Source organism: Porphyromonas sp. CAG:1061, from assembly GCF_000435035.1.
Lineage (GTDB): Bacteria > Bacteroidota > Bacteroidia > Bacteroidales > Porphyromonadaceae > Porphyromonas_A > Porphyromonas_A somerae.
The window spans coordinates 1-11,091 of the sequence record NZ_HF988833.1; the positions used below are offsets into that span (position 1 = coordinate 1).

The 11,091-nt window shown below is 50.6% G+C and carries 5 protein-coding genes; all 5 read right to left on the minus strand.

Annotation, left to right across the window (positions count from 1 at the left end):
• Positions 1 to 328: 328 nt before the first annotated feature.
• The 5 genes from QVO39_RS00610 to QVO39_RS00630 are packed head-to-tail and all read right to left on the minus strand — an operon-like array spanning position 329 to position 10,457.
• Entirely contained in the window at positions 329 to 1,273 is a 945-nt protein-coding gene (locus QVO39_RS00610) for a PorV/PorQ family protein (RefSeq protein WP_021902572.1), read from the minus strand.
• Between the two features lie 21 nt (positions 1,274 to 1,294).
• Positions 1,295 to 4,078 carry a S8 family serine peptidase gene (locus tag QVO39_RS00615; protein WP_021902573.1) on the minus strand — a complete coding sequence of 928 codons (2,784 nt, stop codon included), beginning with the start codon at positions 4,076 to 4,078 and terminating at the stop codon, positions 1,295 to 1,297.
• A 24-nt stretch (positions 4,079 to 4,102) separates the two neighbouring features.
• Complete coding sequence (locus QVO39_RS00620; RefSeq protein WP_021902574.1) at positions 4,103 to 5,818, minus strand: BACON domain-containing protein; 1,716 nt, start codon at positions 5,816 to 5,818, stop codon at positions 4,103 to 4,105.
• Positions 5,819 to 5,832: 14 nt separating this feature from the next.
• Positions 5,833 to 7,425, minus strand: a complete 1,593-nt coding sequence (locus QVO39_RS00625; protein ID WP_288171244.1) for a RagB/SusD family nutrient uptake outer membrane protein — start codon at positions 7,423 to 7,425, stop codon at positions 5,833 to 5,835.
• 20 nt (positions 7,426 to 7,445) lie between these two features.
• Positions 7,446 to 10,457, minus strand: coding sequence for a SusC/RagA family TonB-linked outer membrane protein (locus QVO39_RS00630; RefSeq protein ID WP_021902576.1), 3,012 nt, complete (start codon positions 10,455 to 10,457; stop codon positions 7,446 to 7,448).
• Positions 10,458 to 11,091 lie beyond the last annotated feature (634 nt).

Sequence of the window (11,091 nt, forward strand, 5' to 3'; positions counted from 1 at the left end):
TGCAAACTTACAGCTAGCTGAATGGCACCCTGTCGGGTGCTCAGGTGGGGTGCCTCTGAGACTCCTCTATATCTCACCAAAATGGAGCTCCTAACTAACCAAAAACTGAGATGCAACTAAGCAATTGCTTAGTTGCATCTCGCCGATCGCTTAGTTGCAACTCAACTTTTGCTCCGATATATCACCTGTTTCCCTACGTGCAACTTACCCTCATCTTTCGTGCAATATTGTCGTCGTTTGGAATTGGTGGGGGCATACGATTATACATAAAAAGAAGAGACCCAGGGCTAGATTAGTCCTGGGTCTCTGCATATATGAGGGCTGGAGATTAGAAGGCGTATCCAGCGGTGACCATCAAGGTATTGGCTGAGTAGGTACGGAACCCTAATTGGTACCCTAGGTCTAGGTGTACACCATAGAGCTTTCCGCCGATACCGAAGCCTAGCGAGTGGTCGCGAAGGGTGTGGTAGTCATACCCTAGTCGGAGGTCGAGTAGCTGATCGTAGCTATATTCTAGCCCCACACCTGCAGCTCGGTAGTTGGCGGGGCCCTCCTTTAGGGTGCCTCTTGCTCCGAGTATCAGGGTAAGCTGGTGCTTCTCGGCTAGAGATAGGGTTTGGTCGGTAGAGAGCTCCAGTGTGGGCTGTATTGTGTAGCTATCGTTACTAGCTCTGTAGCGTAGAGGAGCACCGACACCATCTATGATGGCGTGCAGACCGTATTCCACTCCTTTTCCGAAGAGGGTATATTGATTGAGGTAACTCACTCCTGCACCAAATAGATAGGTCTCTGCCTCTATTTGAAGAGCTGTGCGGTGGTAGCTTCCTTTCGCAAAGAAGCCCCAGTGCTCTACAGCATAGGCATATCCCAGATCAGCACTCAGGCTATAGGGTCTGAAGGAGCTCTCCACCTTTTCGCCTGGCATTCCCTCCACCTCTATCTTAAGACCACCTGAGTAGCGTCCGCCCACAAAGAGTGCGTGAGAAGGGGCAAAGGACCATGCTCCCGAGAGGGTGTACTGCAACTCTCTGCCGAACTCTAGCTTAGGGAAAATCTCAATGTTGCCATCCACTTGAAAGGTAGCTCCATTGGCTAGAAAAGCGGTAGGATTGGTATAGAGATACATATCCTTGGCACCAGCGCCACGCACTTTACCGAGTGCGAGGGTGCGTGCGCTAGTATTGCCCTCTAGGAGAGGGAGTGGCGAGCCTTGCCCCATTGCAAGGGTGGTGCCTAGAAGGGCGAGGGCAACGATGTATAATATTCGCTTCATATTATTCTGCTTCAATAGTCATTATTTCTTTACAATGGTTCGGATGGTCTTACCGAGATGTATGCGGTAGACTCCAGGGGTGAGCTTCTTGAGATTGACATGAGAGATGCCATCCTTGTCGCGGTCAATATACTGACGGTGTACTAGCTCCCCTCTCAGCGTGGTGATGATCACCTCGCGAGGCATGGCAGTATCGGTACCTGTCTGGATATTGAGTACCCCTTCGGTAGGCATCGGATAGAGGATAAAGGTACCCCCTGCTTCTCTAGCTGCTTCGGAGCTACCCACCACCTTTACGGTGAAGCCACTGGTGAATTCTTTGGTGCCATCCGATACGATGATCTGCACCATAGTGCTACCCACCTTCTTTGGGGTGATCTCTAGCTTGGTAGTGCCAGGGATTAGGCGAACGGTAGCGATGGTGCTATCGCTTGTCTTGGCTGCGTATGAGAGTTTTAGTCCACTGGGAGATTCAAACTTATCGGATAGCTCTACCTGCATAGGCTCTGCATAGCGGCCAATGGATACCGTCCCAAAGTCGGCGATCTTCTTGACCGGTTCGTAGTTCACCACTTTATAGGTGAGCTCGGTAGTAGAGACCTTGCCTAGTTCATCCTCCAGTACAATCGGCAGAGTGTACTCCCCTAGCTCGATATCAGAGACGAGGAAGAGTAGCTCGATGCTATTCTCCTTGACCGTTGCCTTGACCCCGTCCTGCTTTATCGCCTCCTTGAGCTTCCACTTGTGCCCATCTTCATCCTTGATCTCAAGTGTTAGGTTGTAGAAAGGAAGGCTCTTGGAGAGCACCACAGGCAGTGTGGCAGGGAGGTTGGTAATGGCTGGTGCGTGGTTCTCCTTTGTGGTAAAGTCTGTACTCTTCTTAGAGGAGTGTCCCCAGCGGTCCTTTGCCTCGATCTCTAGGTGGTACTTGGTGCCATCCTCCAGCTTCTCAAAGGTGTATTCAATGGCTGTACCCTCTTTATGCTCATAGTTGGGCACGGTGATGGTGATTGGCTCCTTGCCCTCTGTGGTGAGCGTGAGGAGATAGCTACTAGCGAGCTGGTCAATAGCATCACCATCCTTGGCGGGTAGCCAGCTGATGGTCGCCTTTTGATAGCCCACTTCACCGAGTGTGATCTCTGACATCACTGGAGCCTCTCCCTTATCCTCCTCGAGTGCACGAGCAGCATCGATATAGCCCGCGCCGAGCCAATCTCTCCACTTATTATCGTGCTTGGCACGGAAGTCGATGGTCTTGGTGGCGGTGAGTAGACGCTTCTTGAGCATCTCGCTGGTAAACCCTTGCTTACCAAACTTGGAGATCACCAGTGCTGCAATACCAGTGACGTGAGGGGTTGCCATTGAGGTTCCCTGCTGGTAGCTGTACTTATCATTGCCAGGGAATTGGAAGTCCCTACCAGTGAGATTGGTGCCAGGCACTCTCATATCGAGAAAGGAGCTGGTGATGGTGCTGAGGATACCACCTTGCAGACGCGTAGGGGGATTGATCGTACCACCGGGTGCCATAATATCTACCCAATCACCGATATTACTGTAGGAGGTGCATTGGAAGTCGGCACCAAAGGCAGCCACCGCCACTACCGAGTCGTAGCAGCCAGGGAATACGAGGTCGTTTTTGAGTCCCTCATTACCCGAGGCAAAGATGACCACACCCCCTTTCATTAGGGCGTTGGGCTTTTGCTCCTTGGTCTGTGGGTCTACTCCCGCATTATCTACAAAGTATTGGATCGCATCTTTAATTACAGGGTAGTTGTTATTGTACCTTTGATCATCAAAGCCCCACGAGCAATTGGCAATCGTAGCTCCATGCTCTACCGCCCATTGGAAACCCTTGGCGATGTCGTTGATAGGAGCTGAATGTCGCTCTCCCTCTGGGTAGTTGTCTCTATTGAATATCTGGATGCTCATCAGGCGTACACCCGAATCTGGTGTGCCGTCGCCACCAGCGATACCAGAGACGCCGATGCCGTTGTTATTGCGTGCGGCGATGGTACCAGCTACGTGAGTACCGTGGAAGCCAGGGGTGATATAGGGGGAGTTAGCTACAAAATTGTAGCCATAGGTGCCTGGCTCCTCTGGATTGTACCACAGGCTGCCTTGGAGGTCTTCGTGATATCCATCGATACCCGAGTCAATAATGGCCACGATCACCTCCTTTTTACCAGTCTCTACCTCCCACGCCTTGAATAGGTTGATATCAGCACCAGCTAAAAAGAAGGGGTCATTGCTGCTACCCTCATTTTGGTAATGCCACTGATAGGGGAGAAGGGGGTCGGGGTTGGTAAACTTCGCGTACCCTTGGTTATAAGTATCACTACCAGCACGGAGGCTTGGAGCAGACTGGTAAGTAGCTGCTGTCTGAGTGGCGTACTTATTGCCGTGAGCCACCTCCACTAGCGAACTCTTCTGTAGCTCAGTAAGTGCTTGAGAGAGGTCGGTAGAGGGGTCAAAACTTACCTTATACCAGCGATCCAATCCCGCCTCACGCTGTAGTGCTTCGTAAGCACCACCAATCGTAAAGATCGGCTCGAGCTTCACCTCATCGGTAAGGCTACGTAGCTGATTGCCTAGTAGGCCTCGTAGCTCGCTCTCAGATGAGTGATCGGCAGAAGCCTTGAGCTTCACAATCGCCTCCCCTGGCACCATATTAGGTGCTAGGGTGAGGTCGGGTGTCGCCTCTGTGTCGGGCATCTCTCCTCTTTGGAGTGCCTCTCTTTGGCAGCTCGTGGAGAGTAGTAGCAGTAGGGTGAGCCACCAGCTCAGTCTATATTGTATTGATTTCATAATCCTATTGATATGTCGTAATGATTAATCCTGACGTTTGTTGTTGCGAGCTGTTTCAGCTGTTTTGGCATTACGGAAGTAGGCTACCTGTACGCTATCCTCTCCAGGGGCAATGAAGATGACGTCATCGCCCTTGGTGAAGTAGGTCCAGCCATACTCTCCTCTGTCGGTATGAGCTAGTTCGTACCCCTTTTTCTTTGCCAATTCAACTACCTCTGGCTTGAGGTTCCAAGCTCCTGTCCAGTCGTGGCGGGTAAAGAACTTCTTATAGCCCTTGTACATATCGATACGCTGACCGATAGCTCCGGCATTCTCCTTAGTGGCAGTGACGTTGTAGTCCTTACCATAGTTGTCCATTCCTGGGATGAGGAAGTTGTAGAGCGTAGAGATGAGGTCGCCCTCCTTCGCGGTATCACGGTGTACATTTTCAAATTGTACATACTCATAAAGGTGGGTGTAGCCCTCCACATCACTCTTTTTACAGAAAGGATAACCGTCGTCTTCACCCGTCATTAGCCTAAAACCACGGCTCTTTTCAAACGCCTCCACTTGCTCGAACTGAATGGCAGGGTCGCGGAAAGTATCCAAGCGGTCGGTGGGGAATTCGGTCATAATCGCACCAATATCATCGGGATCAATCTTTTTAGGAAGTGAGATGGTGATTCGTGCTGCCTTAGGATAGGCATAGTGCATTTGCTGGCTATATTTATAGAAGACCTTAGCCTCGTATTGAAGGAGTGCGGCAAGGTCGTTTTTAACCCATATCTCACCTCCTCTTGGGTCTTCGCCACCCTTGAAAAAGCCCTTAGAAGAGAGATAGGTAGCCACATCTTCCTGGCTAAACTCAGTGCCCTCTACCCCGACTATGTGCATAGCAAATACCTTGTTTTTATCAGCGTTGTTGTATTGATAAACTAGGTACTTAGCCCGCTGTGCATCGGTGGCGAAGAAGTCGTCCTTAGTCCAGGTGGCATCCTTACGGGTCATCTCCTTCTTTACAAAGTCCATCGCATCATCGTCCCATACGTTGGCATTGATCAGCTCGGTGTCCTGTTGGAGGCCTGCCTCCTGAGCATACGCCTCCACATCGGCACGGGTCATATCGGGTAGTAGCTTAAAGTCTGGGAATAGACGGACACCCACTTGGCGGATACGCAAGGTGGCACTCTCGCCATAGCTGAGTGCGATATAGACCTCACGAGGGTTGGGGTCGACGGATGGCTGTACCATCACCTTCAGGCTCTTGCTATCACTACTCTTCTCTGCGGTGAGCCATGGGCTCTCCTCCGAGAGGGTATAGCTCCAGTCGTTGCCACTGGCAATTACAGGGATGATTAGTTCTCCGCCTTCGCTACCAACATCCCATGATGTTTTCTCTACGGCGAGTGTCTTGAGGGTGCTTGACTGAGTCACCTTTATCTCCTTACGGAGACCACGAAGGGTGATGGTGACTTTGGTCTCTAGCTTCTTGCCGGTGTGGTTCTCCTCGGCAGTTAGCTTAACGCCATCCTTCACCTTCTCCACCTTGAGCCAATCGCTCTTAGGTCCTTGCTCAATAGACCACTGGTCGTCTGTGGTGATAACACCTACTTCGAGCGAACCTCCAGCCTGTGTAAATGTGATAAGGCTAGTCGGTATGTCGAGCGAAAGCACATCGGGTTCCTCCTGCTGCTTACAGCTAGTGGCTAATAGTGCCACTAGCCCGAGGAGCAAATATAGTCGTTGGATTGTCTTATTCATATGGTGTCGCCTATTTATCTTTCCCATCCTTCGTTTTGGATGAGCTTGTGATTGATCTTAAATAGTACTTGAGGAATACCCCACACAAAGCGGTAGTCACCGGCTGGGATATTGAGATGAAGGTCGTACTCTTTATTGAGTACCTCTCGCTCTTGAGGGTCGTGACGATTGACTCCCATACCCCACCTGCGGAGGTCCCAAAGGCGGAAGCCCTCGAAAGCGAGCTCGCGGGTACGCTCATCACGGATCTCCTGCTGTAGGTCGGTGCCAAAGAGGTCTACGCTCTCCAGCCCTCTGGATACCTTGAGTTGATTGAGGTAGTCTAGAGCCTTGGCATTATCGCCACTCTCATAGGCCGCCTCAGCTGCAATCAGTACCTGCTCGGCATAGCGGAAAGGCTTTGGTGCCTGTAGCCCATTGGGCACATAGCCACCCCACACTTGGCTATCGAGGTCGGAGTAGGCTTTATTACCCTTAAACTTAGAGACTACCCATACCACGTCCTGAGAGGTGCGACCGTAGTCGGCAGGGGTGATAACGGTCATGGCCTCCTCAAAGTACACCTTACGGCGGAGGTCTCCCTCCTGATAGAATCCCTTGAGCCAGCCGGCTGGAAGGAAGGGAGGAGTATTGATCGCAATATCTCTGTGCTTATTCTCTCTCCACCATCTATTGGCCTCGAGGTTGGCACCGTAAAGACCGAGGGTACTTGGAAGCTCGTCGGGCTTACTGATAAATGGCTGATAGATCTGCTCCCGTCCGGTATCTTTGTGCCACATTGCCTCAATAGCCGTTACCCCTGTGACATCCATCTCGTCGGGCTTAGTGAGGCTGTACCTCTGGCTATTGATCAGCTTCTCCGCAGTAGCGAGAGCCTCTGGCATCTTGCCCATATAGAGGTAGACACGTGACTTAAGTGCTGTAGCCACATCTTGCGAGATATAATCTGCTCCCTCAGCTCCTGGAGTAGAGGCGAGTAGCTCCTCAGCGAGTGTCAGCTCTTGTAGGATAAAGTCCCACACCTCCTTATTGCTGGCACGAGGGTACATCGTGAGGGGATCCACCTTTTTCACCAAAGGCACGCAGAGGTCGGTCGCGGCACTCTCCTCCTTGTAGGGTACGCCCCAGCGGATTGCTAGACTATAGTAATAAAAGGCTCTAGCAAAGTGAGCGTGCCCAGCGTAGGTATCAATGGTTGCCTTGGCTGCTTCGGGGTTCTGCTCCTTATTGATGTCGTAATTGCTTAGCCCATCGAGGAGCGTATTAGCATCGGCTAATGCCACATAGTAGGAGTGGTAAAGCCCATCAAAGGTGGCCTCATCGGCTCTCAGACTGTGCCAGCCGTGGAAGGCGCCGTAGCTATTGTGCATAATGTGCATATTGAGCATATCGGCCTGTACCTCCTGAGGTAGGGTGGCGGAACCACCAAAGAGCCTAGTGCGTAGCAATATTGTGGTGCCATTGTCCCATGCCTTCAGCCCATCCATATCGGCAAAAGACTTCTTGAGTGGGATATAGTCTAGTGGCTCTTTATCTAGATTGCACGATGCTAGGAGTAGCCCCAGCAGTGCTATAGAGATCACTCTGTATATATTATTTATCTTCATATTCTCCTGTATTTCTATCATTAGAAGCCCAATTCAAAATTAACGCTCACCTGCTTAGTATTTGGGTTAACTCCCATAGATACACTGTGATTGACCTCTGGGTCAATACCTTGGAACTTAGTAAAGGTGAGGAGGTTACGGCCAGAGAAGAATATCCTTGCCGATTTGATCACCTCCTGACGCTCTATCCACTCACGTGGTAGGTCGTAGCCGATAGTGAGGTTTTTAAGTCGCATAAAGGAGGCATCTTCAATCAATCCACTATCAAGGTAAAGTGAAGCGTGCTGCTTATTCTTCTCTCTCTGGTAGGCAAGACTTGGGTAGTCGGCCTTATCCCCTGGTTGCTTCCAGTAGTTAAAGAGCCTACGGGAGGCGTTGAAGTTGGTACTCTCAAAGTTGCGCACATTGGCGTCGCTCTCATAGTACTGGCGGTCTACCGAGATCATGTGCTTGCCAAGAGCAAAGGCAAAGTTGGCACTCATGAAGAAGTTGCCATATCTACCCTCTAGTCCCCAACCACCAGTCATCGGAGTAAAGGCTGGGATATCGGTGTTTTGCTCTAGTGAAGCGGTGTATTCATCAGCGAGTTGATCGTGGTTCATCGTCTTCTTCATAGGGTCTACCCCAGGCTTAAACCACTCTGGGCGACCTGTCTCGCTATTCACCCCTTTGTAGATAGGCATGTAGAAAGTCACGGGCTTACCCACTTGGTAGGCTAGTGCAGTCCCTGGCTGCAAGAAGGAGTCGCGACCGCCAAAGAGAGAGATCACCTTGTCTCTATTGTAGTTGAAGTTGAGGAAGGCGGTGAGATAGCCCTTCTTCGCCTTGATTAGGTCTAGATCGAGCTGAAGGTCGATACCTTGGTTGAGGTAAGCCCCTTCGTTTTGGAGGTTGTAAGAGTAGTCGTACTGCCCGATACCAAAGCCCGAAGTGAAGTCGAGAGGCACCTCGAATAGCATATCTGTGGTGAGCCTGTGGTAGTACTCTATGCTCAGCCCAATGCGGTCCAGCATCCTACTCTTGAAGCCCACGGTGAGCTTGCTTTGCTTCTCCCAGCTGAGGTCGGGGTTACCGGTATTGGCTAGTCCCAAGCCCATCTCGCCCTTGTACTGACCACTGCTACCAGCGTATGGCTCAGTGTAGTAGGGAGGAATAGAGGAGTTACCCTGTGTACCGTAGCTCGCCTTGAAGTCGAGCTCATCAAGCCACGCAACCTCTGAGAGGAAAGATTCATTCTTCGCCTTCCAAAGCAAACCAGCCGACCAGAAGGTGGCGTGTCGCTTATTCGGACCAAAGCGCGACGAGGCGTCGTTACGAATCACTAAGTCTACAAAGTAACGGTTGGTATAGTTGTAGGCAAACTGTCCGAAGAAGGAGAGGAAAGCATAAGAGAGGGTGCTCTCACTAAACGACTTGTCCTTGGTCACCATATTGAGTGAAAGAAGGTGGTCGTTTTTGATGCCCGCTCCCGAAGCAGAAAGCCCATCATCGTAGTAGTTGATGTACTCCTGACCGAGGAGGGTGGTAAGTCCGTGATCCCCTAGGTCAAAGTCGTAGGAGATGGTATTAGTGGTAGAGAAGTTGATCACCTGCCCAAAGGAGCGAGACGAAGAGCCATTGCCATACGCTTTGCGGTAGCTAGGCTTCACGCGTGCAAAATACTTGCTGTAGCCCATCTCCACCCCCGCCATCGACCGAATGGTCAGATGCTTGATAGGGGTGATGGTGAGGTTACCATTGGCTGAGAGAAGGAAGTTCTGCGACTCTGCAGGCTTCTTATCAATCTCATACCTTGGGGTACCGATGCCCAGTACATCAATGTAGTCTAGTTCCTTACCATTTTTATCGTAAGGCGATACGAAGGGGAGGTTGAGGGCACCCATACCGCCAAGTGCACTCTTAGGGCCAAGAGGTGAGGTTTGGGTCCAGTCGTAGGAGACATTGGTATTGAGCCCTAGGCGGATATACTCATTGAGCTCAGAGCTAAGATTGAAACGCGCAAAGACTTTGTCGTACTTCGAGCCTTCGCGAAGACCCTTTTGCGACATTCCGCCACCCGAGAGGTAGTAGCTGGTCTTATTAGTACCGCCTGAGATAGAGAGGTCACCTTGGTAAAGAGGTGCCTTCTGGTAGATATAATCGTACCAGCGAAAGTCGGTATTCCCGAAGTGCTCTGCCCTAAAGGCGTCCCACTTCTCTTGGCTCTCGAAGAGACCCGTCTCTACATAGTACCTTCCTAGCTCCTCGCCAGTCATCAGCTGGTCGAAGTAAGAGGTATTGGCAAGTGTAGAGACGCCATACTGCCCACGCACATTGATTGCAGCACGCTCCCCCTGCTTGCCTCGCTTAGAGGTGATGTAGACAACACCATTGGCCGCCCTCGCACCATAGATAGAGGTGGCGGAGGCATCCTTTAGGAATTGCATGCTCTCAAAGTCATTGGGGTTCATTGCACGGATAGCAGCGGTGCTAATGGGCATACCATCGAGGATGAATAGTGGCCCCGTACCTGCTCCTAGCGACCCCTGTCCGTGTAGGGCAAGGGAGAGCTGCTGAGAGGGCTCACCAGAGTTGGAGTAAACTTGCAGACCAGAAACCTTACCCTGAATAGCATCCAGAGGGTTAGCATTGGGCTTGCTAGAGAGCTCCTTGGCACTGATCTTCACCACCGAAGCGGAGGTATTGGTGATCTTACGGGTCATGTACCCGATCACCACCACATCGTCCAGTACTTCACTATCTACCTGGAGGTGTACCTCCATGCCATTCTGTGCCGGTAGCTCTACCGTCTTATACCCCACATAGGAGATAATAATTACATCACCTGCTTTGACAGGGAGGGTAAACTGACCATCCAGGTTGGTGGTAGTTCCCTTGGAGGGGTCTGCCTTGGCACGTACCGTCGCACCAATTACTGGCTCACCCAGTTCGTCATATACAAGTCCCCTGATGCCCGAAGTCGTCTGTGCCGAAAGTCCGATCACAGCTAGTAGACTTATCAATAGGAGACAGTACCAGCGTCTGTGTCTCATAAAAATTATTCGAAATAATATATGTTTGTTGTTTATAATAGTTGTGTATAATACTCTGCCGTCACTTGCATCCTTTTGTGGATGCATAGCTCATTCTCAAGGCTGACCAATCTTTGTTGGTCAGTGAAGCGATGGTGCCCCTTGAAGGCACTCAGTATAGGTTAGTCGTAAAAAGCGAATAGTTGAGGATTTAGAATACCTCTAGCGTGGCGTGGATATTGTACCCACACCTTAATTTATCTATTACAGAGCAAATAAGCATCCTGTCGCTTGATTTGTCGCCACAGAAAGTCTGTTGTTTTGACCTGAAGGATAAACATCCTTGATTCCATCGGCCCAATCATTTTGATTTATTCGCTAAAGATAATGTAATCATTCTAATCAATGCCCAAATATACTATATATTTTTAATATGCAACCCATATTACCATAATAAATGCTTTTGTACTCTTTAATTGACTTAATATATATAAGAAGCAAGGCGGGCGTGGCGACCCTATAAATGGAGTCCTTGCCCGAGATCACCCTGCCCTTTTTGGATAGGTCAGACAGGTCGGACGCCATGGAGCACCCTGGCGGGTGCTTTTGGGGGAGCCCCTATCTAACCAAAAACTGAGTTGCAACTAAGCAAAAG

Bases quoted from the DNA above. Each gene is read 5' to 3' on its own strand.
- QVO39_RS00620 (WP_021902574.1), bottom strand. From the start codon at position 5,818: ATGAATAAGACAATCCAACGACTATATTTGCTCCTCGGGCTAGTGGCA.
- QVO39_RS00610 (WP_021902572.1), bottom strand. From the start codon at position 1,273: ATGAAGCGAATATTATACATCGTTGCCCTCGCCCTTCTAGGCACCACC.
- QVO39_RS00625 (WP_288171244.1), bottom strand. From the start codon at position 7,425: ATGAAGATAAATAATATATACAGAGTGATCTCTATAGCACTGCTGGGG.
- QVO39_RS00630 (WP_021902576.1), bottom strand. From the start codon at position 10,457: ATGAGACACAGACGCTGGTACTGTCTCCTATTGATAAGTCTACTAGCT.
- QVO39_RS00615 (WP_021902573.1), bottom strand. From the start codon at position 4,078: ATGAAATCAATACAATATAGACTGAGCTGGTGGCTCACCCTACTGCTA.